This is a genomic window from Modestobacter altitudinis, assembly GCF_005930475.1.
GTDB lineage: Bacteria > Actinomycetota > Actinomycetes > Mycobacteriales > Geodermatophilaceae > Modestobacter > Modestobacter altitudinis.
In genome coordinates, this window is the sequence record NZ_SJEW01000075.1 from 1 (window position 1) to 24,409 (window position 24,409).

General features: G+C 71.2%; 24 protein-coding genes, 1 tRNA gene and 3 pseudogenes. 10 read left to right on the top strand and 18 right to left on the bottom strand.

The annotated features are described in order from the left end of the window. The first annotated feature begins 87 nt into the window (after positions 1 to 87). The 3 genes from FHL79_RS20855 to FHL79_RS20865 all read left to right on the top strand — a co-directional run bounded on the left by FHL79_RS20855 (position 88) and on the right by FHL79_RS20865 (position 3,145). Positions 88 to 330, top strand: coding sequence for an acyl carrier protein (locus tag FHL79_RS20855; protein ID WP_026845377.1), 243 nt, complete (start codon positions 88 to 90; stop codon positions 328 to 330). 114 nt (positions 331 to 444) lie between these two features. Further along, the gene (locus FHL79_RS20860; RefSeq protein WP_138760488.1) at positions 445 to 1,683 is read left to right on the top strand and encodes a beta-ketoacyl-[acyl-carrier-protein] synthase family protein; all 1,239 of its coding nucleotides are present in this window, start codon (positions 445 to 447) and stop codon (positions 1,681 to 1,683) included. Positions 1,684 to 1,729: 46 nt separating this feature from the next. Further along, on the top strand, positions 1,730 to 3,145 hold the full coding sequence (locus FHL79_RS20865) for an acyl-CoA carboxylase subunit beta (protein ID WP_138760489.1): 1,416 nt from the start codon (positions 1,730 to 1,732) through the stop codon (positions 3,143 to 3,145). Positions 3,146 to 3,335: 190 nt separating this feature from the next. Here the strand turns inward: FHL79_RS20865 and FHL79_RS20870 are convergent, their stop codons facing one another. After that, positions 3,336 to 4,022: a DUF3145 domain-containing protein gene (locus FHL79_RS20870; RefSeq protein WP_246081065.1), complete on the bottom strand. Its 687-nt coding sequence runs from the start codon at positions 4,020 to 4,022 to the stop codon at positions 3,336 to 3,338. Positions 4,023 to 4,143: 121 nt separating this feature from the next. Here FHL79_RS20870 and FHL79_RS20875 point away from each other — a divergent pair. Further along, positions 4,144 to 4,217 (top strand) — tRNA-Ile (locus FHL79_RS20875). A 16-nt stretch (positions 4,218 to 4,233) separates the two neighbouring features. Here FHL79_RS20875 and FHL79_RS25945 read toward each other — a convergent pair. The 6 genes and pseudogenes from FHL79_RS25945 to FHL79_RS20900 form a co-directional block, all read right to left on the bottom strand. Continuing rightward, positions 4,234 to 4,878 (bottom strand): site-specific integrase, encoded by a 645-nt coding sequence (locus FHL79_RS25945; RefSeq protein ID WP_342777123.1) that lies wholly within the window; start codon positions 4,876 to 4,878, stop codon positions 4,234 to 4,236. Continuing rightward, positions 4,875 to 5,381: a tyrosine-type recombinase/integrase gene (locus tag FHL79_RS25950; protein WP_246081067.1), complete on the bottom strand. Its 507-nt coding sequence runs from the start codon at positions 5,379 to 5,381 to the stop codon at positions 4,875 to 4,877. Before FHL79_RS25950 ends, FHL79_RS25945 begins: the two co-directional genes overlap by 4 nt. 66 nt (positions 5,382 to 5,447) lie before the next feature. Continuing rightward, positions 5,448 to 5,660 (bottom strand): helix-turn-helix transcriptional regulator, encoded by a 213-nt coding sequence (locus FHL79_RS20885; RefSeq protein WP_138760491.1) that lies wholly within the window; start codon positions 5,658 to 5,660, stop codon positions 5,448 to 5,450. A gap of 233 nt (positions 5,661 to 5,893) precedes the next feature. Further along, positions 5,894 to 7,094: pseudogene (locus tag FHL79_RS26645) on the bottom strand (ATP-dependent DNA helicase); the annotation flags it as partial. A gap of 143 nt (positions 7,095 to 7,237) precedes the next feature. Then, positions 7,238 to 7,888: a response regulator gene (locus FHL79_RS20895; RefSeq protein WP_218938543.1), complete on the bottom strand. Its 651-nt coding sequence runs from the start codon at positions 7,886 to 7,888 to the stop codon at positions 7,238 to 7,240. Continuing rightward, entirely contained in the window at positions 7,885 to 9,114 is a 1,230-nt protein-coding gene (locus FHL79_RS20900) for a sensor histidine kinase (RefSeq protein ID WP_171058268.1), read from the bottom strand. The genes FHL79_RS20895 and FHL79_RS20900 overlap by 4 nt, the downstream gene beginning before the upstream one ends. Before the next feature lie 161 nt (positions 9,115 to 9,275). Here FHL79_RS20900 and FHL79_RS20905 point away from each other — a divergent pair, with 161 nt between their 5' ends. The 4 genes and pseudogenes from FHL79_RS20905 to FHL79_RS26535 all read left to right on the top strand — a co-directional run bounded on the left by FHL79_RS20905 (position 9,276) and on the right by FHL79_RS26535 (position 11,739). Next, positions 9,276 to 10,193, top strand: coding sequence for an ATP-binding cassette domain-containing protein (locus tag FHL79_RS20905; RefSeq protein WP_138760494.1), 918 nt, complete (start codon positions 9,276 to 9,278; stop codon positions 10,191 to 10,193). Beyond that, positions 10,190 to 10,972, top strand: coding sequence for an ABC-2 transporter permease (locus tag FHL79_RS20910; protein ID WP_138760495.1), 783 nt, complete (start codon positions 10,190 to 10,192; stop codon positions 10,970 to 10,972). The genes FHL79_RS20905 and FHL79_RS20910 overlap by 4 nt, the downstream gene beginning before the upstream one ends. Before the next feature lie 202 nt (positions 10,973 to 11,174). Next, positions 11,175 to 11,300, top strand: a pseudogene (locus tag FHL79_RS20915) (IS5/IS1182 family transposase); the annotation flags it as partial. A 175-nt stretch (positions 11,301 to 11,475) separates the two neighbouring features. Beyond that, positions 11,476 to 11,739: a CPBP family glutamic-type intramembrane protease gene (locus tag FHL79_RS26535; protein ID WP_171058269.1), complete on the top strand. Its 264-nt coding sequence runs from the start codon at positions 11,476 to 11,478 to the stop codon at positions 11,737 to 11,739. Positions 11,740 to 11,917: 178 nt separating this feature from the next. Here FHL79_RS26535 and FHL79_RS20925 read toward each other — a convergent pair whose 3' ends face one another. The 10 genes from FHL79_RS20925 to FHL79_RS25585 all read right to left on the bottom strand — a co-directional run bounded on the left by FHL79_RS20925 (position 11,918) and on the right by FHL79_RS25585 (position 19,597). Then, positions 11,918 to 12,634 carry a GNAT family N-acetyltransferase gene (locus FHL79_RS20925; protein WP_138760496.1) on the bottom strand — a complete coding sequence of 239 codons (717 nt, stop codon included), beginning with the start codon at positions 12,632 to 12,634 and terminating at the stop codon, positions 11,918 to 11,920. Between the two features lie 124 nt (positions 12,635 to 12,758). Then, entirely contained in the window at positions 12,759 to 13,364 is a 606-nt protein-coding gene (locus tag FHL79_RS20930) for a response regulator transcription factor (RefSeq protein ID WP_138760497.1), read from the bottom strand. Next, on the bottom strand, positions 13,361 to 14,566 hold the full coding sequence (locus tag FHL79_RS20935) for a sensor histidine kinase (RefSeq protein ID WP_171058270.1): 1,206 nt from the start codon (positions 14,564 to 14,566) through the stop codon (positions 13,361 to 13,363). Before FHL79_RS20935 ends, FHL79_RS20930 begins: the two co-directional genes overlap by 4 nt. Positions 14,567 to 14,632: 66 nt before the next feature. Beyond that, positions 14,633 to 15,469, bottom strand: a complete 837-nt coding sequence (locus FHL79_RS20940; RefSeq protein ID WP_138760499.1) for an ABC transporter permease — start codon at positions 15,467 to 15,469, stop codon at positions 14,633 to 14,635. 23 nt (positions 15,470 to 15,492) lie between these two features. Continuing rightward, positions 15,493 to 16,437 (bottom strand): ABC transporter ATP-binding protein, encoded by a 945-nt coding sequence (locus FHL79_RS20945; protein WP_218938544.1) that lies wholly within the window; start codon positions 16,435 to 16,437, stop codon positions 15,493 to 15,495. After that, positions 16,434 to 17,000, bottom strand: coding sequence for a Clp protease N-terminal domain-containing protein (locus FHL79_RS20950; protein ID WP_138760500.1), 567 nt, complete (start codon positions 16,998 to 17,000; stop codon positions 16,434 to 16,436). The genes FHL79_RS20945 and FHL79_RS20950 overlap by 4 nt, the downstream gene beginning before the upstream one ends. Before the next feature lie 135 nt (positions 17,001 to 17,135). Further along, complete coding sequence (locus FHL79_RS20955; protein ID WP_138760501.1) at positions 17,136 to 17,876, bottom strand: hypothetical protein; 741 nt, start codon at positions 17,874 to 17,876, stop codon at positions 17,136 to 17,138. A gap of 35 nt (positions 17,877 to 17,911) precedes the next feature. Further along, positions 17,912 to 18,349 carry an alpha/beta hydrolase gene (locus FHL79_RS26235; RefSeq protein ID WP_138760502.1) on the bottom strand — a complete coding sequence of 146 codons (438 nt, stop codon included), beginning with the start codon at positions 18,347 to 18,349 and terminating at the stop codon, positions 17,912 to 17,914. Positions 18,350 to 18,399: 50 nt separating this feature from the next. Continuing rightward, entirely contained in the window at positions 18,400 to 19,179 is a 780-nt protein-coding gene (locus tag FHL79_RS20965; protein WP_138760503.1) for a CPBP family intramembrane glutamic endopeptidase, read from the bottom strand. Positions 19,180 to 19,354: 175 nt separating this feature from the next. Next, positions 19,355 to 19,597 carry a hypothetical protein gene (locus FHL79_RS25585; RefSeq protein WP_218938545.1) on the bottom strand — a complete coding sequence of 81 codons (243 nt, stop codon included), beginning with the start codon at positions 19,595 to 19,597 and terminating at the stop codon, positions 19,355 to 19,357. A 105-nt stretch (positions 19,598 to 19,702) separates the two neighbouring features. Between FHL79_RS25585 and FHL79_RS20970 the strand changes: the two genes are divergently transcribed. Both FHL79_RS20970 and FHL79_RS20975 read left to right on the top strand, forming a co-directional pair. Continuing rightward, complete coding sequence (locus tag FHL79_RS20970) at positions 19,703 to 22,000, top strand: ATP-binding protein (RefSeq protein ID WP_218938546.1); 2,298 nt, start codon at positions 19,703 to 19,705, stop codon at positions 21,998 to 22,000. Between the two features lie 77 nt (positions 22,001 to 22,077). Beyond that, a pseudogene (locus FHL79_RS20975) lies at positions 22,078 to 22,635 on the top strand (IS5 family transposase); the annotation flags it as partial. A 521-nt stretch (positions 22,636 to 23,156) separates the two neighbouring features. Here FHL79_RS20975 and FHL79_RS20980 read toward each other — a convergent pair. Next, positions 23,157 to 24,212, bottom strand: coding sequence for a 2,3-butanediol dehydrogenase (locus FHL79_RS20980; protein ID WP_138760504.1), 1,056 nt, complete (start codon positions 24,210 to 24,212; stop codon positions 23,157 to 23,159). Between the last annotated feature and the right edge of the window lie 197 nt (positions 24,213 to 24,409).

The window sequence follows — 24,409 nt, forward strand, 5'->3', positions numbered from 1 at the left end:
CCCATGAACTGCCGGGACACCCGTCCCGGACGACGACGGCGGACCGCTCCCGGTCCGGCGTCACCCACTTCGTAGAGAGGACCCCGCGTGCCCAGCACCGCAGACATCCAGGCCGGCCTCGGCGAGATCCTGGAGGAGGTGGCCGGCGTGACCCCCGCCGACGCCACCCCGGAGAAGTCGTTCACCGACGACCTCGACGTCGACTCGCTGTCGATGGTCGAGATCGCCACGGCCGTGGAGGACAAGTTCGGCGTCGCGATCCCGGACGACGAGCTGGCCAACATCAAGACGGTCGGCGACGCCATCTCCTTCATCGAGAAGAACCAGTAGTAGAAGGACCCTGCTGCCCCCCACCGCTCGCACGCTCGCGGCGGGCCCCTGCAGCAGGGCCGTTCCAGCAGCTCACCTTGGCCGTCCGGCCAGCCAGTCCCAGGAGGAAAGACCATGAGCACGCCCACCGACGTCGTCGTCACCGGGCTCGGTGCCACCACGCCCCTCGGTGGTGACGTCGCCACCACCTGGGAGGCGCTGCTGGCCGGGCGGTCCGGGGTCAGCCGGCTCACCGACGACTGGGCCAAGGACTTCCCCGCCCAGCTCGTCGCCCGGCTGACCGACGAGCCGGCCGACCAGCTGGACCGGGTCCGCGTCCGCCGGCTGGACCGCAGCCAGCAGGTCGCGGTGGTGGCCGCGGAGGAGGCCTGGAAGGACGCCGACGGCGCCGACTCGGGCATCGACCCGCTCCGGCTCGCCGTCGTCTTCGGCACCGGCATCGGTGGCGCGCTGACGCTGCTCGGCCAGGACGACGTCCTGGAGAGCAAGGGCCCCAAGCGCGTCTCCCCCTTCACCATCCCGATGCTCATGCCCAACGGCCCGGCGGCCGCCGTGGGCCTCGCCGTCGGCGCCCGCGCCGGGGTGCACGCCCCGGTCAGCGCCTGCGCCTCCGGCGCCGAGGCGATCCGGTGGGGCCTGGACCTCCTCCGCTTCGACCGGGCCGACATGGTCGTCGTCGGCGGCACCGAGGCCTGCGTGCACCCGCTGCCGATGGCCGGGTTCGCCGCCATGCGCGCGATGAGCACCCGCAACGACGAGCCCGAGCGCGCCTCGCGCCCGTTCGACAAGGGCCGCGACGGCTTCATCCTCGGCGAGGGCGCCGCCGCGCTGGTGCTCGAGCGCGCCGACGCGGCCGCCGCCCGGGGCGCCACCGTCTACGCCCGGCTGGCCGGCGCCGGCGCGACGTCCGACGGCTACGACCTGGTCGCCCCCCACCCGGAGGGCGAGGGCGCGGCCCGGGCCATCGGCGCCGCGATCCGCGACGCCGGGCTGACCCCGGCCGACATCGGGCACGTCAACGCGCACGCCACGTCGACCCCGCTCGGGGACCTCGCCGAGGCCACCGCGATCCGGGACGCGATCGGCGAGCACACGCTGGTCACCGCCACCAAGAGCCAGACCGGTCACCTGCTCGGCGCGGCCGGCGCACTGGAGTCGGTGTTCACCATCCTCGCGCTGCGCGACCAGCTCGTGCCGGCGACGGCCAACCTGGAGGACCCCGACGACGGGGCCGCCGTCCAGGCGCTGGACATCGTCCGCCGCGAGGCGCGCAAGGCGACCTTCTCCGCCGCGCTCAACGACTCGTTCGGCTTCGGCGGCCACAACATGGCCCTGGTGTTCACGACGGCGTGAAGGCCGCGGCTCCCGACACCCAGATCGTCCCCCTGAGGAGCTGCTCATGACCACCGTCACCGCCGCACCGCCGCCTGCCACGACGATCGACCCGCGGGACCCCGAGGACCGGCTCGCCCGGTTCTTCGACCCCGGGTCGATGCAGACGCTGGCCCCCCGGGACACCTCCGGTGTCCTGGCGGCGCGCGGCAGGGTGGCCGGTGCGCCGGCGATCGCCTACTGCACGGACGCCACGATCATGGGCGGCGCGATGGGCGTCGACGGCTGCCGGCACATCGTCGACGCGATCGACGCCGCGCTGCGGGAGCGGGTGCCGGTCATCGGCATCTGGCACTCCGGCGGGGCCCGGCTGGCCGAGGGAGTCACCGCGCTGCACGCGGTCGGGGAGGTCTTCGCCGCGATGGTGCGGGCGTCGGGCCGGGTGCCGCAGATCTCCGTCGTGCTCGGCGCGGCCGCCGGCGGCGCGGCCTACGGTCCGGCGCTGACCGACCTGGTGATCATGGGCCCGGCCGGCCGGGTCTTCGTCACCGGTCCGGACGTCGTCCGCTCGGTGACCGGTGAGGTCGTCGACCAGGAGCAGCTCGGTGGGCCGGACACCCACGGTCGGCGGTCCGGCGTCGTCCACGTGGTCACCGACACCGAGGCCGAGGCCCTGGAGACGGCCCGGACGGCGGTCGACCTGCTCGCCGCGCAGGGCACCTTCGCCCCCGCGGCGGACGAGCCCGCGGTCGACCTGATGGCCCTGCTGCCCGAGCAGCGCAACCGCGCCTACGACGTGAAGCCGGTGGTCGCCGCGCTGCTCGACGGGCCGGGGCTGGAGCTGCACCCGCGGTTCGCGCCGAACGTCATCACCACGCTGGGCCGGCTGGCCGGCCGCACCGTCGGGGTCATCGCCAACAACCCGCTCCGGCTCGGTGGCTGCCTGGACTCCGCGTCGGCGGAGAAGGCCGCGCGGTTCGTGCGGATGTGCGACGCGTTCGGGGTGCCGCTGGTGGTGCTGGTCGACGTCCCCGGCTACCTGCCCGGCGTCGGCCAGGAGTGGGACGGCGTGGTGCGCCGCGGCGCGAAGCTGCTGCACGCCTTCGCCGAGGCGGTCGTGCCGCGGGTGACCCTGGTGACCCGCAAGTCCTACGGCGGGGCCTACATCGCGATGAACGCCCGCTCGCTGGGTGCCACCGCGGTGTTCGCCTGGCCGGGCGCCGAGGTGGCCGTCATGGGCGCCAAGGCAGCGGTCGGGATCCTGCACCGCAAGAAGCTCGCCGCGGCCCAGCCCGGAGAGCGCGAGGCGCTGCACGCACAGCTGGCTGCCGAGCACGAGCGGATCGCCGGTGGCGTCAACCGGGCGCGGGAGATCGGCGTGGTGGACGACGTGGTCGCGCCGGCCGACACCAAGCGCCGGCTGGTGGCCGCCCTGGCCGGGGCGCCGTCCGGCCGCGGGGCGCACGGCAACATCCCGCTGTAGGCAGAGCAGACGACGGCCCGGCACCCCGCGGAGGGTGCCGGGCCGTCGTCGTCAGTGGACCCGCCCGGGATCAGCTCAGCTGATCGTGGTTGCTCCGGGCTCACGGTGCGCGCTGAGCCAGGAGCACACGCGGTGAGCCGGGACGGGCAGGACGGCGCTCGACTCAGTGGGCAGGACGCCGTCCTCCTGGTCAGACGACCTGGTGCAGCCAGGTGACCTGGGTGCCGTCGCCGGCGTGGCGGTAGGCCTCGAGGTCGGCGTCCCAGGCGGCGCCGAGGAGGTCGTCGACCCCGTGCCGGAAGGCCTCGATCGAGCTCGCGGTCGCCGCGAGATGGCGCAGCTGCTGCTCGTTGACGATCAGGTCGCCGTTCGCGCTGATCGAGGAGCGGTGCACGCCGTAGCCGGGCACGTAGGACATGCGCTCGCCGTCGTTGCCCTGGCTGGCTTCCTCGGTGACCTCGAAGCGCAGCATCGGCCACTGCTTGAGGGCAGCCACCAGCTTGGCCCCGGTGCCGGGCGCCCCCGTCCAGGCGACTTCGGCACGGTAGGACCCGTGGGTCACGGGCTGCTCACCCCATGCCAAGGAGACCGGCGTGCCGACGACGCGCTCGAGCGCCCACTCGACATGCTGGCAGAGAGCCTTCGGGCACGCGTGCACGAAGACGACACCCTGGGCTGACCGTCGCTGCACGGTGCACCTCCATCGACTCGACTGACTCCGTCTTCCCCAACGGACCTGTCGTGCGATGAACTGCAGTCGTACCCCGGCGGCTCTCAGAGCTACGGGGACAGTTTGCCGGATCGTGACCTTCGCGCGCCAGTGCTGGGCGGGAACGATGAGACGTCTGGGGACCGATGGGTCCACCGAGGCGATCATCGGGGCAGGTCAGCGCGATCGTGAGCGCGACACGTGGACAGAACCGACCCGGATCGTCCAGCTGTCGCGATCAGGGGGCACCCCGCCGGGCCGGCTGCCGTGAACGCTAGCGTGACGCCCTGGGGCGGTAGCTCAGCCGGTCAGAGCATGGGACTCATAATCCCTGGGTCGTGGGTTCGAGCCCCACCCGCCCCACCGCTATAAGGGCAGTTCAGCGCCCTGTTGACTGATCGGTGATCGTGACGATAGACCCCCGTGCCCACACCGTGCCCACAGTTCGCGAAGAAGTGTGGGTGTCGCGCGCGGCGTCCATGCGATCGGCGAGCCTGCCGAGGTCGTCATCGAAGAGCCCGGAGTAGACGTCCAGGGTCATCGCGGCGGAGGCGTGCCCGAGCATCCGCTGAACCGCTTTCACGTTCGCGCCGCTGGCGACCAGGAGGCTGGCGGCGGTGTGCCGGAGGTCGTGCGGGCTGAGGTCTTGCAGCCCGGCCGCTCGAGCCGCGGGGTCGAACACCCGTCGCCGGAAGTTGCCCGAGCGCAGCACCGCACCCTCCGGGGAGGTGATCACGAGGTCGTTGCGGTTCTTCCCCTCGCACCTCCGGGCCAGTGGCGCCAGGAGCACGCTGGGGATGGGCACGGTGCGCTGCTGATGGGGTCTTGGGGCGCCGTACTCGACGGTGCCGCCGACCTCGGTGGCGCTCTCGGCGACGGTGAGCCGCTTGCGGAGGAAGTCCACCCGACGGACCCGCAGGCCGGCCATCTCACCGAAGCGGAGGCCGGTGTAGGCCAGCAAGTGGATGACGTCGCCGTACTCCCCGGCTGCCTCGGCGAGCTGCTCGACCTCGTCCCGGTTCAGGAAGCGGGGGTCAGCAGGCGGACCCGTGGCAGTGGCACCCCGATCGCCGGGTTGCGGGGAAGCCGCCCGTCGCGGACGGCCGGCGTCAGCAGGAGCGAGAAGACCCGGTGCGCTTGTCGCACGGTGGAGGGGGCCAGGTCGTCAGACACGAAGCCGGCGACCCAGGACGCGATCTCGGCATGGGTGACATCCGCCAGCCGGTAGAAGCCCCAGCGCGGCACGATCCGGGCCTTCAGGATCGAGCGGTAGCCGTACAGGGTGCTCGGCTTCAGTCCGGTCTGCGCGGCTGACCACTGCTCTGCCCACGCCGCGACGGTGACGCGACGCTCGGGCGCCGTCCAGGTCTGGGTGACCATCGCCGAGGTCTGCTCGTCGAGCCAGTGCTGCGCGTCGACCTTGCGGGTGTACCGCTTCTCGTGCTGACGTCCGCCGACGTCGCGATACCGCGCGCGGTACCGCTTCGTGCCATCACTGAGAACGTCCACGCTGATGGTCCCGGCCATCAGCCGACCCTGCCCACACGCGGTCCCTGCGTCAACGGACGCCTGTGGAGCAATCAGGGCGGTCCATCAACGTTGACCGGACGACAGATCGTGCTGGGCGTCGATCCAGGCGCGTAGGTCTTCTCGGCGGTAGAGGACGCGGCGGCCGAGGCGGAAGCTTCGGGGTCCGGTGCCGAGGTGCCGCCAGTAGCGCAGCGTCGCAACGGGAGCACGAACCAGTCCGGCCGCTTCCGTGATCGTCAGCAGTTCGCGCTCGCTGTTGTCGGGGTGGTCGGGCATGACTGGCTCCGGGGGTCGGCGGCTGTCGTTGGCCTGCAGCGAGAGAAGGCGCCCGTTCGTTGGCTTTGATGACAACGCCGCCCGTGACGACTTGACGGCGATGACCGCCCGTGCCCCCCGGCAGGGAGCTCACCGCAGGGTGCTCACCGCCGGATGCGCGCGCTGGCGTCGCGGCGCCGAGCCGGGTACGTGCCCGGCTCCGTGGTGGTCGGCTGGTAGGCCGTGGACTGGGTGTAGCGGGCGGCTTCCAGGGCGGCGAGCGTGGCGGCGTGGGCGGGACCGAGGTCGGCACCGTCACGAGCGAACACCGTGATCCACTGCTGCCGAGCCTGGCTGAGATCCTCAGCGACCAGGTGGGCGATGTTGGACCGGCGGCCGCGGGTCATTCCGACGTAGGCAGACGCGGCGCCGGTGTGCTCCCCGATCACCACGTGTGCGGTGGCGACGGTGTCACCTTGGACGCCGTACGCGGTGCTGGCGTATGCCAGCTCGACGTGGTCGGTGACATAGGACGCCGGCAGCACTCGACCGCCGCCACCGGCAGAGGTGACGTCACGGTGAACCTCATTGGTGGGCGTGACATAGAGCTGTCCGTCGCGCTGGTCGACGGCGGTGACGGTCCAGCTGTCACGGTTGGCCACACCCACCCGGTAGTCGTTGCGCCGGGTGGCGATCCGGTCGCCGACGCCGATCAGCTCCCCCGCCCGAGTGGTGACCACCCGGGTGTCGTCGACACCCCCGTCGGCGACCATCCGGTCCCGGATCGCGGCGTTGAGCGCGGCGGTCTGCTCACGGGTGTCCGCCACGACGGCGACCCCGACCGCTGCTGCGGAAGAACGCGGCGGCGGTAGCCGCCAGGGCCGTCTGCAGTTCGGCGTCATCGGGGTGCAGCTGGATCTGGCCGCGGGCGGCCAACCGGTCGAACACCGCGCCGGGGTGCTCGCCGGCGCGCATGGCCAGGGTGAGATCGGCGTACTCGGCGTACTCGGTGTCCGGCACCGGCCGCCCTGCCCGGTCGGTGCGGGTGAAGCGGTGCACCCCGGTCAAGGTCAGGTGCGCCGCCGGGTCCGCGTGCGCGATGGCGAGGTCGAGCACTCCACCACGGCCGACCGCCGCCAGCTGGTGCCGATCTCCGATCAGCGCAATCCGTGCCTGGCATTCGTCGGCGACGGTCAGCAGGGCGCGGGCGGTGTCCTGGTCCAGCATCCCGGCCTCATCGACGACCAACGGGTCCCCGGGACGGAGTTGTGTTCGCTCGGTCGGTCCCTCGTAGGCGCGGGCGGTGCGCGGGTCGACCTGCCTGAAGGTGAGCCGAGTCCATGTGCCATCGCCGGTCCAGCGCCAGCCGTGCTGGAACACCAGCCACGCCGCCGACCCCGCCGCCGTGCCGATCTCGGCGGCGGCGATCTGGGTTGGTCGGCCCGAAGGTCGGACCGGCGGCACGAGAGCCCGAAGGTCGTCATGACGCAACTAGCCGCGAGCACTCACGGACCCGACCGCGAGGAGCCCGACGTCGCGCTTCAGGCGGCACGGGCGATAGGCCGGTTGCGAGGCGCTCAGGCAAGGCGGCGGTCAAGTCACGATTGCGCATCGTGCACGAGAATCGCGATGTGCACCCGGTTTGTGACTGCGAGCTTGGTGAGAAGGCGCGAGACGTGCGCCTTGACGGTGGCTTCGCTCATGAACAGGGATGCCGCAATCTCGGCGTTGGATGCGCCGGACCCCACCGCAGTCGCGACCTCCCGCTCCCGGTCTGTGAGCGACGTCAGGCGCTGGGCAGCGGCGCGACGGCGATCTGTCGTTCCGTCGTTGCCGAGGTGAGCGAGAAGTGTGCGGGTGACCGACGGTGAGAGCATCGCTTCTCCTGCAGCCACGAGGCGCACTGCGTGGACGATCTCCGCGGGCGCGGTGTCCTTCAACAGGAATCCGTCGGCGCCGGCCCGGAGCGCGCTCATGACATGCTCGTCGGCCTGGAATGTGGTCAGGACGATCACGTGCGGCGGAGTCGCAAGGAGGCGGAGAGCCGACGTGGCGGCAATGCCGTCCATCCCGGGCATCCGGATGTCCATCAGGACGACATCGGGTCGATGCGCCATCGCGGTTGCGACGGCGTCGGCGCCGTCAACAGCCTCGCCCACCACCTCCAGCTCCTCTGACGACGACAGGATCATCCGGAGCCCGGCACGCACCAACGCGTCGTCGTCGACGAGAAGCACCCGGATCTTCACCACGGCAGGTCGGCCTCGACGACGAAGTCACCGGAAGCGTCCGGTCCGTGCACCAGGACGCCATTGGCCAGGGTCACTCGCTCCTGCAGACCAAGGAGGCCGGTGCCGGAACCCGGCACCGCCGGATGGTCGGGGGCGCCCACTTCGGGTGGGTTTCGAACGCATACGTGCAGGCCGCGGTTCGGCGCCCCCGCCACCCGAACCTGGGCGAGGGTGCCGCGAGCGTGCTTGCTGATGTTGGTCAGCGCTTCCTGCACGATGCGGTATGCGTCGCGACCCAAGGGGCCGGGTGCGGCAGCTGCACCGTCCACCCGCATCTCGAAGTCGATCTTTGCGCCGGAGCGGCGAGTCTCCTCCACCAAGCGTGGAATGTCAGCCAACGTCGGTTGAGGCGCCGTCGACGGCCGCTCCTGCCCCGGCTCCTCCCGCAGCACGCCGATCACGTCCCGCAGCTCTTCCAGCGCTTGGTGGGCCGTCAACCGCAACAGCGCTGCGCTCTCCCGCGCCTGGGCGGGAGACAGGTCGAGTGCGACCTCGAGCGCCCCGGCGTGCAGCGCCACCAGGGAGATGCGGTGGGCGAGCACGTCGTGCATCTCCCGTGCGATGCGGGTTCGCTCGGCCAGGCGGGCACTCTCGGCGCGGACGAGCTGATCGGCCTCGGCCCGTTGGGCACGGTCGCGCAGGGTGCAGAGGAGCTGACGCCGGGCGCGGACGAACATGCCCCATGCGGTTGCGGCGGCCGCAAGCGCTGCCGTCGGCAGCATCACCGACCAGGTATTCGTCCGCCCGAGCCAGATCGAGCACACCACTGCGGCCGGAACGAACAGCGCGGCGACGAGCAGGGCGGGCCGGACGTGGCGGTGCACAGCCAGCGAGGACAGTGCGAGCAGGCCGGCGACCGTGCCAAACGTCGAGAATGCGCCCAACAGGACGCAAACCAGCGCCACCCCGAACGGCCACCGTCGCCGCCACCACAGTGAGATGCAGCAAACAGCTCCGAACGCCGCGTCGGTGACCACCTGCCCCGAGGTCATCCGATTGGCGGCGTCATCTACCGAGACGCTCAGGATGAGAGCCCCGAGAGCGGCGGCGAGGACGAAGGCACCGGCGTCGACGGACCAGTCGCGCGCAGTCCTGGGCCCCTCGGTGTCGGGATGGGCCGGGTCGCCGGGTGCCAGCATCGCCGTGGGGGCGGTCTGAGCCCACCATCTGCGAAGCCAGGACATAGTTCGAGCGTACGGCTCAGGGCCCCCGTGCAATATCGACGAAAGTCGAAATTGCAACCAACGAAAAGCGCGAAGTCGGAAGCGGCCGGGCGCTACTTCGAACATCGGATCGTGGCCGTCCGCCCGACGCAACGGCGCACCGGCCGGTTCAGGCTGGACACATGATCACGACAACCGCTCTCACCAAGAGCTACAAGAAGGTCCCGGTCGTGCGCGACGTCTCGTTGCGCTGCGAACCCGGGACCATCACCGGTTTCCTCGGGGCCAACGGCGCCGGCAAATCCACCACGCTGAAGATGATCGTCGGGCTGGTGCGACCCGATCGCGGTACGGCGACCATCGACGGGCGACCGTTCGTCGAGCTGCCCAACCCGACGCGCGTGGTCGGGACGCTCCTCGACGCGTCGGCGATGCATCCCGGGCGCAGTGGCCGGGCGACGCTCACGATCGCAGCGCGGCTGGCAGGCGTCCACACGAGACGGGTCGAGCACCTGTTGGACCTCGTCGGGATCGCCGATGCGGCGGAGAAGCGGGTCGGGACCTACTCCCTTGGCATGCGCCAGCGCCTCGGCATCGCCCAGGCCCTCGTCGGTGAACCGGGGGCGCTGATCCTCGACGAACCGGCCAACGGGCTCGATCCCGAGGGCATCGCCTGGATGCGAACGCTCCTCCGCGACTTCGCCGACCGTGGCGGCACCGTGCTGTTGTCGAGTCACCTGCTCCACGAGGTGCAAGCCACCGCCGATCATCTCGTTGTCATCTCAGGCGGTGCCGTGGTGGCCGCCGGTCGGCTGGACGATCTGCTTGCCAGCTCCACCATCCTCGTGCGCAGCCCCGACCCCGGTGCACTGGCCGCGGCGCTCCGAGCTGCGCGGATCGACTACGTCGCCGGGCCGGGAGATGCGCTCACCGTGGACGTCTCCGGAGGTCGGGTCACGACCGAGGTGCTGGCGGGCGTCGCCCGCGACCACCAGGTGCTGCTCACCGAGTTGCGCCAGTCCGAGGCGAACGGGCTGGAACAGCTGTTCTTCTCTCTCACGGCCGCCAAGGCGGCTCCCCTCCAGGAGGCTGCAGCATGACCACGTCACTCTCCCCCCGAACCCACGGCATCGACGCGGCACCGTCGTCGGCCCTGGGACCCATCCCGTTCGCACGGCTTGTCCGGGTCGAGTGGGCCAAAGCCACCGATACCCGCGCTGCCCGCTGGCTCCTCGCTCTCGTGGCGCTGTCGACCGCTGGGGTGATGCTGGTGCCGGTCCTCGCCCCAACGAGCTTCGATCAGACCTACGCGAGCTACCTCGGCGTTGCCGCCGTCGGGGTGGCGATCCTCCTGCCGGTGGTGGCGATCCTGCTGCTCACCGGTGAATGGAGCCAACGCAGCGTCATGACCACGTTCACCCAGGAACCGCGACGCATCCGAGTCCTGAACGCCAAGCTGGTGGTGTCGATGGTGCTGGGTGGTGGCGGTGCAGTCTTCGGTGGGGTGGTCACCGCCGCCGGCCTCGGGCTGGCGTCGGCCTCCGGCCGCGCCTTGGAGGCGAACCTGACCGTCGGCGCCATCACCGGCTATATGCTCTTCGTGCTCCTCAATGTCCTCGCCGGCGTCGCGCTCGGGGCGCTGCTGCAGAGCTCGGCGACTGCCATCGCCGCCTGCTTCGCTCTCCCCGCCGCCTTCGCGCTGCTCGGCACGGCATCGACGCTGGTGTCGGACTGGATCGACATGAACACAACCTGGAATTGGGTGCTGGAGAACGACTGGGCTGGTCACGTGCCGCAGATCTCGTTCTCGATCGTCTTCTGGGTGGGCGTCCCGCTCGCCGCCGGTTTTGTTCGGACGACACGTCGCGACGTCACGTAGTCGGCTCGACCGGGGCCTGGTTGATCAAGATGTCTCCGTCGCCTCTGAACCCGGCTCGTTCTTTGGCGCAGTGAGCCTTTCCCGGTAGCGGGTGATCGGCCGGTCAGGGGCGACACGCCGGGGGCCAGGAGATGACCGCAACGAGCGCAGGACCTCGGTAGAGAGACGTCTTCTCACGGATGTCTGCCCACCGAGGTCCTGCTTGTCTGATCCTGTCACCTACGCCGCTGTCCTCCCGGTTCCCGAGGAGACCGTGCAGTTCGTGTCGGCGCTGCTGGCCACCGAACGGTGCCGCCGCGCGACCCGCTCCAAGCGGCGAGTACTGGGCTACGAAGGCGAGCGCGCAGCGCTGACCACATCGCCGCCGAGGAGTTCCTGCCGACACTGCCCACGCCGGCCGCCCGGGACCTCGGCCTGCTCGTTGGTTCGGGTGCAGGGCCGTCGTTTCTGTCCGGCAACTGGGCCTGGCTCGCGGTGCTCGTCGCCATGTTCGTGCTCACACCGTGCTCGGCGAGGAACTCCTGTTCCGCGGCCTGCTCCTGCCCCGCATGCAGGCGGCCTTCGGACGGTGGGACTGGGTCGCCAACGGCACCATGTTCGCGGTGTATCAGCTGCACGCCCCGTGGGTGATCCCGCAGGCGCTCATCGTCGACACCGTCGCCCCTCGCCTACCCCCAGCCGGCGCTACCGCAGCGCTCTCTTCGGGATCGCCGCCCACAGCGCCCAATCGGTGTTCTTCACCGTCTTCGTCGTCGGACTCGTGCTGAGGTGACGCACCACCCGATGGCATCAACTACCCAACCCCATCGGACAGCAAAGGAAGGGCAGCCACCACCACGCAGATCAGATGTCACCCCCATGTCTCTTCGACGTCACTCCTGACGGTCAGTCCAGGGACGCCGCGCCTGCGATGTCCGGCATCGGCGATGAGGGAGACAGGGCCACTCAGTCGGCGCGATCGTCGATGACGTCCCATGTCCCGAAGCGCTCAAATCCCGCGGAGCGAGCGAGTGCGATGGACGGGGCATTGTCCAATTGGCAGCGATACTGCGGCTCATAGCCCTGTACCAACGCTGCGCCGCTCAGGGCTCGCACCGTAGCCTTCGCACAACCTCTGCCACGGTACTGAGGAAGTGTCAAGACGCCGAGGTCCGCGAGATGGCTGTCTCGCCACGGATACATGCTTGCCACGGACGCGAGACGGCCATCGACGAAGGTGCCGAAGGCAAGCCAGTGACCGAGATCGACGAAGGCCTCGTCGAGATCTTCCTCGGGCGCTTTCGCGGCCAGGACTCCGAATGCATCGGCGTCCGCCTCGTGGAGCCGCCGCGTTCCCGAAGTGACCGGCTCCGACTGGACCACTGATTTCTCCGCAACAGTCAGATAAAACAGATGATCGGCGCCATTAAGCCGAATGTGCGCCGTAGCCAGAGCGCGAGGCAACTCCTGACTCTTGATCTTCTTCTTCCCGTTCAGGCCGAGGCGTTCGATTGTCGCCGACGTCGCGAAGAGCATTCCGCTCCCTCCCACCGGCTCCACCAACATCAACGAGCGGTCCGTGGGCAGAGCATCGTCCACGACGATCTGGTGCCAGCCGACCTCGTCTGCACAGCTGCGGGCGTGGCTGGGAACCCAATAGTCAGTGACCAACCGTGAGAACATCCTGGCGCCTCCTGTGCGGCCGAATACGTGTTCCGCCCATTCATGGCCCTAGATACCGGAAGCCTCCTGGGCCAGCGGCGGGACAGGTCTCTCCCCGCCTGCTGAGTTCACCTCAGTAGACATTTCAGACCCATCCATGACGACGTGCGATCTCGACTGCGGCGTGCCGATTGGGTGCGCCCAGCTTCGCGGCCGCCGCGGACAGGTAGTTGCGCACCGTCCCGGGCGAGAGGTGTGCCCGTGCGGCGATCTCGTCGACCGGTGCCCCGCCGGCGGCGAGTTCGAGCACGTCGGCCTCGCGGGGGGTGAGTGGGCTGTCCCCGGCGCTGATCGCCTCGGCGGCCAGTTGTGGGTCGACATACCTGCCGCCGCGGTGGACGGTGCGGACGACGTCGGTGAGGACGGCGGCGTTGACGGTCTTGGGGAGGAAGCCGCGGACGCCGGCCGTCAGGGCCCGTTTCAGGTGCCCTGCCCGGCCGTGGCCGGTGACGATGATCGTCGCGCACCCCGGCAGGGTGGTGGTGAGCTCGGCGGCGATGGAGATGCCGTCGCGGCCGGGCATCTGCAGGTCCAGGACGGCGACGTCGGGGTGGTGGGCCCGGGCCATGGCCAGCGCTTCGGCCCCCGAGGCGGCCTGGGCGACGACGTCGAGGTCGTCCTCCAGCGCGAGGAGGGCGGCCAGCGCCGTGCGAATCAGGTTCTCGTCGTCGGCGAGCAGGACGCGGATCATGCTGGCACCACCACGGGCAGGGTCGCGGTCAGCTCGAACCGGCCGTCCACGCGGGCAACCATCAGCCGCCCGCCAGCCGCGTCGAGCCGCTCGGCGACGCCGGTCAGCCCGTTGCCCCATCGGCGATCCGCGGGCTCGGTGGCGCCGTCGTTGACCACCCGGAGCTCCGTCTCACCGTCAGTGGATGTCAGCCCGATGGTGCACGTGATCGCCTGGCTGTGCCGCAGCACGTTGGTCACTGCTTCCCGCACGGCCCAGCCCAGCGCGGCCTGGACCGCTGCCGGCAGCAGAGCGGCCTCCTCGTCGCCGCTCACGGTGCAGGAGACCCCGGCGGCGCGGAGCACGGACCGGGCGCCGGCCAGCTCGCCGGGGAGGCTGGCGCTGCGGTAGCCGCCGACGACGCCGCGCATCTCCCGCAGGGACTCGTCGGCGATCCGGCTGATGTCGGTGACCTCGTCGGCCGCCTCGGCCCGGCCCCGCCGCACCAGCTCGGCGGCGAGCTGGCCCTTGACCGCGATCGTCGAGAGGTTGCGGCCCATGACGTCGTGCAGGTCGCGGGCGAAGCGCAGCCGTTCCTCGGCGACGGCGAGCCGCGCCTGCACGTCCCGGGCACGCTCCAGCTGCGTGACGACGTCGAGCACCCACACCGAGAAGCGGAACGACAGCGCGGTGGCGGTCGAGGTGAGGCCGAACAGCACTCCGAGGACCAGCGCCTCAGCCGCAGTGCGCCCGGCACTCAGCAGACCGACGCCCTCGAGGACGCCGATCCCGACGCCGCCGACCGTCAGGGTGCGGGTCGGCCAGACCGTGCTGCAGGCGATGAGCACCATCGTCGGGGCCAGACCGAGGACCCACGGCAACAGCGAACCCGCATCGCCGCCGTCCGGGACCGCGGCCACGCCCGTGCCCACCGTGGCCAGCGCCGCCGCGGCCGCGCCCACCAGCAGTCGCGTCGGAAGCCTCTTGTCCGGCCCTGGGGCCGTCAGACCGGCCCGCGCGAGGAGGAGCGCGGTGACCGTGACGGCGACCGACCCGAGGAGGAACAGCGCCGCGGCGAAGGGTGGGTGGCTGGCCGAGGACACGACGACCAGCAGCGCGACGAGGGGGGTGACGGCCAGTGCAGCGTAGTAGGACGAGCGGGTGTACAGGGCGATCCGCTGCGGGTCGGACCGTCCTGCCCACCAGCCTGCGACGCTCGGCACGGGGACCATGCTCCCGTACCGACCGTCGTCCACTGCTCGCACCGCCACGGCCTCAGCGGTTCTGGCTCATCGGCGGGGTGCCCAGCGGAACACCCGGCGGGCGACGACGGCGCCGACGACCAGCCAACCGGCCAGCACTGCCAGGGGCACCGGGGCCGCGATCCATGCACCGGCGGTGTCCACCGAGTGCCCGCTCCACGTCTCACCGACCAGCCCGAGCCGGCTCAGTTCGATCACCGGTGTGAGCGGGAGGAAGCGGAAGGCCTCCGCGACCGGCTCCGGGAAATCGGACAGTGGGACCAGCAGCCCGGAGAACAGGGTCGCCGCGAGGACCAGAGGCAGCGTCGTGAACTGCGCCGCCTCCACCGTGCGCGTGAAGGACGTGCTCGCGGCGGCAAGCACCACCATCAGGGCGCTGCCACCCAGCAGGGCGAGGAGCGGCAGGACGACGTCCACCGGGCCCGACCATCTCCCCAGCACGACCACTCCGACCCCGACGGCGAGGATCTGCACGACGGTCACGAGCAGCGTCGGGACGGCGGTGCCGAGCAGTATCTCCCCGTCGGTGAGCTCGCCGGTACGCATCCGCTGCAGCACCTGCTCTTCGCGCCGGGCGACGAAGGTGGTGACCAGGTTGTAGTAGGCCACCAAGATCAACGAGATGCCGATGGCACTGGCGAGAAGGCCGGGTCCGTCGAGCTCGAGACCGTTGGACACCGCGATCGCTCCGACGCTCCCCAGCAGGAGGACTGGGCCGAGCAGGGAGTTCACGACGGCGGTGCGGTTGCGCAGGAGCAGCCTGATCTCGGCGGAGGCAAGCGCGAGCACGCGACGACGCGCGCTGCCTCGGGAGCCGAGGTCGCTCGGCGACGCGTCGACGACGGGCAGGGTTGTTGCGGTCATTGCGGGCTCCTTGGGGCTCGGGGTCACGCGGCGGTGGAGAAGGTGCCGTCGGCGACGGCGAGGAATGCCTGCTCGAGGGAGGCGGGGCGGGCCTGGAGGCCGGTGAGAGCCACGCTGTGCTCGGTTGACCAGGCCAGGAGCGCGGCGAGGGAGGGCTGCAGGTCGTGGGTGCGCAGCTCGACGTGCGGCGGTCCGACGGCGACCGCGACGCCGGGCAGGTCGGGCAGCGGCGGCGCGCCGCCGTCGATGGTGAAGCGGATCGTGGCCGACTGCTTCGCGGCGATCTCGGCCTGCGTGCCGGCGAGGACGATCCGGCCGGCGCGCATCAGCGCGATCCGATCGGCGAGCTGCTCGGCCTCCTCGAGGTCGTGGGTGGTCAGGACGACGGTGGCACCTCCGGCCACCAGGTCCCGGATCAGCTCCCGGACCGTGCGGCGGCTCTCCGGGTCCAGCCCGGTCGTGGGCTCGTCCAGGACGACGACGCGGGGCCGACCGAGCAGCGCCAGAGCGAGGTCGAGGCGGCGCCGCTCCCCGCCGGACAGGCTGCGCACCCGCACGCCGGCGCGGGTGCCCAGGTCGACCTGGGCCAGCGCCTCGCCGACCGGCCGCGGCCGGGTCAGGGTGCGAGCCCAGGTCTGCAGCGTCTCGGTGACGGTGAGGTCGCCGGGGAGTCCGCTGGACTGGAGCAGCACGCCGAGGTGCGGCCGAACCCGGGAGCGCTCGGTGACCGGGTCCACGCCGAGGATGCGGACCGAGCCGCCGTGCGCGGAGGCCAGGCCTTCGACCACCTCCAGCACGGAGGTCTTGCCGGCGCCGTTGACGCCTAGGAGTGCCAGGACCTCCCCAGATCGGACGGCGAAGGAGACGCCACGGACGGCCTCGAAGGAGCCGTACCGGCGGTGCAGGTCGACGACCTCCACGGCGAGGTCACGTTGCGCGGTCGCAGTGAGCACGGGTTTGCCGGTCACGACCGACCACCCGAACCGAGCACGCCGTCGAGCAGCCGCCGGAAGGCCCCGGCGGGGACCTCGGTCGGCCAGTCCGGCACCGGCGCGCCGGCCGGCACCATCGTGGCCAGCACCAACGGGCGGAAGTCGTCCGGTTCGACACCCAGTGCGGCGAGGACGCGTGCCGCCGTGGTCGCCGGCTCGAGCACGGTCAGCCACAGCTCACCGGTGCCGAGCTTGCTGCCCGGCCGCAGCTGCCGATCCCGCACCAGCGGCCGCCACTTGGCAGTGAACTGGCCGGAGGCTCGGCGGAACTCGGCCGCGGGCTCCGGCCTCGATCGGCCGTCCTGTGCGGTACCTCCGTCCGCCTCCGGCGCGTGCATCGACGGGGCACCGAGGGCGGTGCGGGCGGCGTCGACGGTCAGCCGAGGATGGTCGGCGGTCAGGGTCCGCGTGACCGGATCCGCCGTCCGCACCAGTCCGAGGAGGACGTGCGCGGTCTCGTACCTCGTCGCGCCGAGCCGTCTGGCCTCGTCAGCGGCCGCGTTCAGCGCCTCGGCAGCCCTGTCGTCATAGAGCAACATCGGATCTTCCTGTCTCCGGGTCGGGATGGGGCGTCGATCGGGTACCTCCGAGGCTGTCGCGGGCCTGTGCCCTGCGCAGGTACGGGAAGTCACCAAGTCCCGCCAGAAACCGCAGGGGAGGAACCGTGAGAAATGTCAGGGGCGCTGGATGAGCGCCCGGCGCCAGCTCCAGACGGCGACCAGGAGCAGCCACACCAGAGCCAGCGCACCGCTGACCGTCGTGGCGAGCATCGTCGTGGCCGAGAAGCCGCTCTGGGCCAGCGTGACGCCGTTGACGGCGGCTGCCCCCGCAGCGAGGACGGCCAGGGCGCCCAGCCCTCGACTGCCGGCGGGCGCGGCGAGCAGGCCGATCCCGAGCGCCAGGAAGGCCGCGGCCAGCAGAAGAGCGAACAGGGCGTCCAGCCCGATCTCGACCTGCCGCACCGCCAGCGCCCCTGCAAACAGAGCCGGGCGGTCCTCTCCAGCGCCCGACCACAGGTCGACTGCGGCCTTCAGCGCAATCCCGTCGACCGCCTGCAGGACGGCAGCGGTCGCCAGGCCGGCGGTGCCGAAGACCGTGGTCACCCGAGCCCAGGCCGAGCCTCGCGTTCCGTCGACCACTCGGGTCAGCAGGACGACCACCAGGACCAGGCCGGCGACGCCACCGAACTGCAGCAGATGGGCGGCCACCCACATCCCCCGGCTGACGCCGGCGTACTCGGCGAAGGCCGCGGCCGGTGAGCCGGCATCGGCGTGCGCGGGGTGGAGGAGGGTCCCGACGGTCAGCAGCGCGGCGCCCAGCAACCCGAGCGTGGCGACGAATCGGTAGGCCGGGCGGGGACCGGCGGGATCGGGCCGAGCCTCTTGGGGGGACGGCGCGAGCGTGGTGCTGGACATGGCGGTTCTCCTCTCCGATGGGTTGCCGACAGTGGTCACGCGGGTGGTTGATCGAAGGGCGCCAGGTCCTGCCCGCAGACCGTCCCGGGCGGCGGGACGGCCTCGGTGAGCAGGTACTGGGCGGTCGCGTCCTGGGCGCAGGAGCTGAACAGGAGTGCTCCGTGGCCGACGCCGTCGACGGTCAGCAGGGCGCTGTTCGGCAGCAGGTCGTGCACGCGGACGGCGTTGCGGTGCGGCGTGTCCGAGTTGCGCCCCGTCGACCCCGGCCACGCGAGACTCGGGATTGGTGGATCCCACTGTTTCCATGAGCCGGGCGACGCAGGGATCGCCCCGCAGGACCTGCCAGTCGTGGGGGTTGAGGGCGGCGGCGTGCACGCGGACCAGCACGTCGTCGGCCCCGATCTCGGGTGGGTCGGTGTCCACGAGCTGGAGGACCCCTGGGGACCGAACGGCTCCTGAACGATCGCCTTCATCGGTGCTCCTCCAGAGAGTTGGCGTGCACCGCCCCGGCGCTGGGCGAGCCTCAGCTGAGCACCAGTGCCAGCGCCAGGCCGAGGATGACGACGGACTGCGCACTGTGCACAGCGATCCCGATGAGCGCGCTGTTGTACCGCTTGGACGGGTAGGACAGGAGGAAGGCGTCCAGGAGGGTCCACGGAATCGCCCACGGCATGTGCAGGTGGTAGACCGCGAACAGGGTTCCGTTGGCGGCCCAGTCCCACCGGCCGAACGCGCCCTGCATCCGTGGCAGCAGCAGCCCGCGGAAGAGCAGCTCCTCGCCGAGCACCGTGTTGAAGACCACCATCGCGGCGAGGATGGCGAACCAGCCCCAGTTACCGGACAGGAATGATTGGCCGGCGTCGGAGCCCAGGAAGACGCCGAGGTTCCGGCCCTCGGGCTTGGGGAGCGTCGGGAGTTCCTCCTCGATCCCGAAGCCGATCACCAGGGGGATGACGACGAGCCAGGCCCAGCGGCCCCGTCGACCGGTCCGCGGGGAACGGGGTGCGTGCAGCCAGAGCGCGTCCTTCACGACGGCCCAGCGCAATGACCCCTGCTCCCGCTGAACGAGGATGAGCACAAGCAGGAATTGCCAGGCCAGCCCGGCGGTCGAAACCAGGATCAAGGCCCGGGTCAGGGCCGTCGAGCCGTCGAGGGCGCGCGCGAGCAACGGTCCGATCGCCCACCACAGGGCGGCCATCGGCAGAGCCGCCGCGGCCCAGGTGCCGAGAACACCGGCGACGGTGTACTGGCGGATCTGAACAGGCTGGGATGCCGCGGACCTGCGGTTCTCGGTCGTGGTCATGACGACCACCTCCTTGACTCGACCCCGTGGTTGGGCTTTCGGACACGTGCGACTGCTGCACGTACTGCGTGCCGTCCCGGAGATGCCGGTCCGGGCGGCCCTCCCCGAAGCGGGGCTGTCTGCTGGCCTTCGGGGCTCGGCCCGGTGTCGGCGTGGGCTCTTGCCACGGGATCCATCACTGGCTCCCTTGGTCCGAGCGGCGGACACCGGTCCCCCTCGCCGGCGTCGACTGCAGGGTGGTGACCTCGGAACCACGCAGGGCCTCGAGGAAGGGTTGGAAGCTGCCGGTGACGAGGCAGCGCACGATCGGGCCGTCGAGCTCGACCTCGCTGACGCCGGAGGCCCGCTCGATCTGCCGCACCGGGGGCGTGCCGACGCACCTGATCTCGACCCGCTGGGTCGATTGCTCCGCGTCCATGGACAAAAGCTAGGAAGGACGCGCAGCGCCGCCATCAGTGGAATCCCGGAATCGGCACTGAGAAGTCGGGCTCGGTCAGCTCATGGCTGCAGTACCGTTCGCCCCGTGCCCAGGACCGTCCACCGGTCGGGCAACCTGCCCGCCGAAGCGACCAGCTTCATCGGGCGCCGCACGGAGCTGGCCGAGGCCAAGAAGAAGTTGACGGCCGCGCGTCTGGTCAGCCTGGTCGGGCCGGGCGGCGTGGGAAAGACGCGCCTGGCGGTCCGTGTCGCGACCGAGATCGGCCGCCGTTTCCGCGGCGGCGCCTGGCTGGTCGAGCTTGCCGAGCTCGATGATCCGGCGCTGGTCGGCAGCGCCGTTCTGGCCGCGCTTGACCTGCGCGACCAGACTGCGATCGAACCGGTGGCCCTGCTCCTCTCCCACCTCCGGGACCGGGAGCTGCTGCTGGTCCTCGACAACTGCGAGCACCTGCTCGACGCGACCGCTCAGCTCGTCCACGAATTGCTACGGGCAGCGCCGGGGGTGCGTGTGCTGTCCACGAGCCGGGAGCCACTCTCGGTCGCAGGTGAGCAGGTGCTGCCCGTTGCGCCGCTCCGGCTGCCGTCACCGCACGCTGGTGAGCCTCTCGCCCATGTGCGACAGACCGACTCGGTCGCGCTGTTCATCGAGCGAGCGGCGGCGGCCTCGGGCAGCTTCGAGCTGACCGTCGCTGACCAGGCAGCGGTCGTCGAGCTGTGCCGCCGGCTCGACGGGCTGCCGCTGGCGATCGAGTTGGCGGCGGTCCGGATCAGGGCGCTGGCCCCCCAGCAGATCTGCGACCGCCTCGGCGGCCGGTTCGAGCTGCTCACCGGCGGTAACCGGGCTGCGCTGCCACGCCACCAGACGCTGCGCACCACGATCCAGTGGAGCTACGACCTGCTGTCGCCGGCCGAGCGGACGCTGTTGACCCGGTTGGCCGTATTCGCGGGCCGGTTCACGTTGGCCGACGTCGAGGCGGTCTGCTGCTCCCAAGAACTGCCGGCGGCGGGTGCGCTGGACCTGATGTCGTCGCTGCTGGACAAGTCCCTGGTGATCAAGGAGGACGCCGCCGGCGCCACCTGCTACCGGCTGCACGAGACGATGCGGGAGTACGCGCGTCTGGAGCTACGGGAAAGGGGCGAGGAGGCCGCCCTCGAGGGGTGCTGCGCCGACTACTACCTGTCGCGGTGCCGGCAGTTCGAGGCGGAGGCCGGGCGCCGACTGCTGGAGTGGCTCATCTGGATGGATTTGGAGATCGACAACGTCCGAGCGGTCCTCGGTAGGTGGCTCCATCAGGAGGACCCCGGTCCCGCCATCGATCTCACCACGTCCCTGACCTGGTACTGGATCACACGGGCGACCACTGAGGGCGTGCGCTGGCTCGACGAAGTCCTCGTCCGAGACGACCACCCCGTCGCTCACCCCTGGACATACTTCGCCCGCGGCTTCCTCGCCGTGCTGCAGAACGACGCCACATCAGCCACGCGAACGTTGGAGCGCGGCATAGCGGCAGCACGGGAAGCGGGCGACCTGAATGCGCTGTCGCGGTCCCTCGCCATCGCGTCGATCGCCGCAACGATGGCCGGTGACCGCGCGGGGGCACAACAGTTGCTCGACGAGGGCCTGGCCGTTGCCGCGGGTATGGAGGATGTGGGCACGACGCTCATGACGCTGCACGCGGTGGCGTTCATCGGATTCCTGGACGGCGATGCTGACTCCGTCCGATCCGCGGCCGCCGAGAGTGTGCGACTCAGCCGCGAGGCAGGGGACCTGTTCGGCCTCGGCAGGTCGCTGATGCACCAGGGCTTCGCCGCACTGATGTCGGGGGACCTCCACCAGGCCGAGCAGCTGTGCGCCGACGGGTTGCGGGTGGCCCGCCGACTCGATGACCGGGTGGCACAGTGCTACCTGCTCGGCGGGCTCGGTTGCTGTGCGGCGGGGTCACGCGAGCCCCGACTCGCCGCGCAGCTGTTCGGGGCGGCGGAGAGCGCGCGCGCCGAAGCCGGGGCCACCATGAACGCGGGGATGACTGCGGCGCTGGCGCAGGCGGCGGCTGAGGTGCGGGCGGCACTCGGGCCAGCCAGGTACGCAACGCAGCTCACGGCCGGTCAGCGGCTGGGCCGCGACGCCGCGTCCCGCCTGGCGCTCCGCGAGGCCGCGCCCCCAGCCGAGGCAGCGCCGCAGTCGGACAGCGATGGAGTGCTCGGACCGCGAGAAGCCGAGGTCGCGCGGTTGGTCGCCGACGGCCTGAGCAACAGGGAGATAGGCGCGCGCTTGTTCATCTCCGAGCGCACAGTGGAAAGCCACGTCCGCAACACCCTCAACAAGTTGGGATTCAACTCCCGCGCCCAGATCGCCAATTGGATGGCGACGTCGGATCGCTGAGGCCCTGAGAGATGGTTTCAAGATGAGTTCGGCGCGCCTCCTTCGAGCCCCGGCGAGTCCTGCCGAGGCTGTGGTGGGTGATCGATGAGCTCGTGCCTGCTGGGCTGTGGGAGCGTGTCGCGCCGCTGCTTCCTCCTCCGAACCCGCGCCGGCATCGCTTTCCGGGGCGGCGGCCGATCGATGACCGGGCCGCCCTGGCCGGCATCGTGTTCGTCCTCAAGACCGGCATCGCCTGGAACCAGCTGCCCACGGCCCTGGTCGGCTGCTCGGGGTGACCTGCTGGCGGCGGCTGCGGGACTGGACCGACGCCGGCGTCTGGCCCGCGCTGCACCAGCTGCTGCTGGCCCAGCTGCGCGCCGCCGGCGAGCTGGACCTGGACCGCTGCGCGGTCGACGGCTCCCACATCCGCGCCCTCAAAGGGGGACCACGTCGGCCCCTCACCGGTCGACCGTGGTCGGCCTGGTCCCAAGCACCACCTGATCTGCGAGGCCGGCGGCATCCCGCTGGCCGTGACGTTGACCGGCGGCCACCGCAACGACGTCACCCAGCTCATCCCGCTGGTCGAGGCCGTGCCGCCGATCCGTGGCCTGCGCGGCCGGCCACGCCGCAAGCCACGTGAGCTGTTCGCCGATCGTCGGGGCAGTTTCCCCGCTACCTGCACCTGCGCCCGTTCGCGAACCCAGAGTCCCGATCCAGGCGCCTCCCGAGGACGGCGGCGATGACCGGACACCCTTTGGTCGAGACTGGGCCGACGGCATGCTGGGTCAGGCCGGTACCGGTTCCTCGACGGCGCTCTCCCCGAGCGGGGAGGGCGCCATACACCACCCTTGGTGGACGCCACTCGAACTGCTCGAGGCAGAGCTCGGAACTCAAGGGTGGAGTCCCAGGACTCGATGCGGCAGAGCGCCTCACTGCGTCGCAAGGTTGGCAGCCCCGGTGTCTGACCTCGTCACCGCGGGTCGAGCCTCGCCTGCGGGACTCGGGTCGGCGGTCCGGCATCGATCAGCACCTTGCTCGCCCTGCCCAGATCGAGGGTGCAGGTCTCCCACCCCCCGGGTCGTCCAGCCGTCGTCGCAACGGCGCCGACCGGGCCACCCCCTCCGGCACGTCCCCGACGACGCCCTCGAGGTCCCGATCGGCGACCGCCTCTCACCGATCACGGGTGGACGAGGATCTTCACCTGCGTGTCGTTGTGGTGGATGAGGGTCTCGAAGCCCTGAGGCACCAGGTCCTCGAGCGGGATCCGGGCGGTGATGAACGGCGCCAGGTCGACCTTGCCGCTGCGCACCAGCTCGATCGTGGCGGGGTGGTCGCCGGCGTACGCGATGGTGCCGCGCAGGTCGATCTCCTTGAGCACCAGCTTCACCATGTCCAGCGTCGCCGGGTGCCCCCAGATCGAGACGTTGACGATGACCCCGCCGGGGCGCACCGCGTCGATCAGGGTGTCCAGCACGGCGTTCACGCTGGTGCACTCGAAGCAGACGTCGGCGCCGCGGCCGCCGGTCAGCTCCCGCACCCGGTCGGCGACGTTGCCCTCAGTCGGGTCGAGCACGTGCTCGGCCACCTTCGTCTCCACGGCCTTCGCCTTACGGGCGGCACTGACCTCGGTGATGATCACGGTCAGACCCTGCGCAGTGAGCAGCGCGGAGAGCAGGAGTCCGATCGGGCCGGCGCCACCCACGAGCGCGACGTCCCCGGCCGAGGCGCCGCTGCGCATGAAGGCGTGGTGGCCGACCGACAGTGGCTCGATGAGCGCCGCCTGATCCAGCGGCACGTCGCCGACCGGGTGCACCCACCGGCGCTGCACGACGACCCGCTCGCTCAGCCCGCCGCCGTGGCCACCCAGGCCGATGAAGTTCATGTCGGGCGACAGCTGGTACGGCTGGCCGGGGCTGGTGTCGACGTCGTCCCGGATGATGTACGGCTCGACGACCACGGCGTCGCCCACGGAGAGGTCGTCGACGCCCTCACCGACCGCGCTGATGGTCCCGGAGAACTCGTGCCCCATGACGATCGGCGCCTCCTCACCCGACACCGGGTGCGGCGAGCCCGGCGGCGGGATGAAGATCGGCCCTTCCAGGAACTCGTGCAGGTCGGTGCCACAGATGCCGCACCAGGCGACGTCGATGGCGACCGTGCCGGGGCGCAGGTCAGGTGTGGGGACGTCCTCGATCCGGACGTCGCCGCGTGCGTGGTAGCGGGCAGCTCTCATCGTCGCGCTCTCCTGTCGGGGTGGGCCGGGGGTTGGGCCGGACGAGCGGTCAGCTGGTGTGGTGCACCTGCTGGAGCCGGTACACCGGGGTCGGGATGCCGGCCTGTCGGGCCTTGAGCTGCAGCGCGAGGTACAGCGAGTAGTGCCGGGACTGGTGCAGGTTGCCGCCGTGGAACCACAGCGCCTGCTGCTGGGTG

Bases quoted from the DNA above. Each gene is read 5' to 3' on its own strand.
- FHL79_RS20860 (WP_138760488.1), top strand. From the start codon at position 445: ATGAGCACGCCCACCGACGTCGTCGTCACCGGGCTCGGTGCCACCACG.
- FHL79_RS20865 (WP_138760489.1), top strand. From the start codon at position 1,730: ATGACCACCGTCACCGCCGCACCGCCGCCTGCCACGACGATCGACCCG.
- FHL79_RS20870 (WP_246081065.1), bottom strand. From the start codon at position 4,022: ATGATCGCCTCGGTGGACCCATCGGTCCCCAGACGTCTCATCGTTCCC.
- FHL79_RS25950 (WP_246081067.1), bottom strand. From the start codon at position 5,381: ATGGCCGGGACCATCAGCGTGGACGTTCTCAGTGATGGCACGAAGCGG.
- FHL79_RS20885 (WP_138760491.1), bottom strand. From the start codon at position 5,660: ATGCCCGACCACCCCGACAACAGCGAGCGCGAACTGCTGACGATCACG.
- FHL79_RS20900 (WP_171058268.1), bottom strand. From the start codon at position 9,114: ATGTCCTGGCTTCGCAGATGGTGGGCTCAGACCGCCCCCACGGCGATG.
- FHL79_RS20905 (WP_138760494.1), top strand. From the start codon at position 9,276: ATGATCACGACAACCGCTCTCACCAAGAGCTACAAGAAGGTCCCGGTC.
- FHL79_RS20910 (WP_138760495.1), top strand. From the start codon at position 10,190: ATGACCACGTCACTCTCCCCCCGAACCCACGGCATCGACGCGGCACCG.
- FHL79_RS20925 (WP_138760496.1), bottom strand. From the start codon at position 12,634: ATGTTCTCACGGTTGGTCACTGACTATTGGGTTCCCAGCCACGCCCGC.
- FHL79_RS20930 (WP_138760497.1), bottom strand. From the start codon at position 13,364: ATGATCCGCGTCCTGCTCGCCGACGACGAGAACCTGATTCGCACGGCG.
- FHL79_RS20940 (WP_138760499.1), bottom strand. From the start codon at position 15,469: ATGACCGCAACAACCCTGCCCGTCGTCGACGCGTCGCCGAGCGACCTC.
- FHL79_RS20950 (WP_138760500.1), bottom strand. From the start codon at position 17,000: ATGTTGCTCTATGACGACAGGGCTGCCGAGGCGCTGAACGCGGCCGCT.
- FHL79_RS20955 (WP_138760501.1), bottom strand. From the start codon at position 17,876: ATGTCCAGCACCACGCTCGCGCCGTCCCCCCAAGAGGCTCGGCCCGAT.
- FHL79_RS26235 (WP_138760502.1), bottom strand. From the start codon at position 18,349: ATGAAGGCGATCGTTCAGGAGCCGTTCGGTCCCCAGGGGTCCTCCAGC.
- FHL79_RS20965 (WP_138760503.1), bottom strand. From the start codon at position 19,179: ATGACCACGACCGAGAACCGCAGGTCCGCGGCATCCCAGCCTGTTCAG.
- FHL79_RS25585 (WP_218938545.1), bottom strand. From the start codon at position 19,597: ATGGACGCGGAGCAATCGACCCAGCGGGTCGAGATCAGGTGCGTCGGC.
- FHL79_RS20980 (WP_138760504.1), bottom strand. From the start codon at position 24,212: ATGAGAGCTGCCCGCTACCACGCACGCGGCGACGTCCGGATCGAGGAC.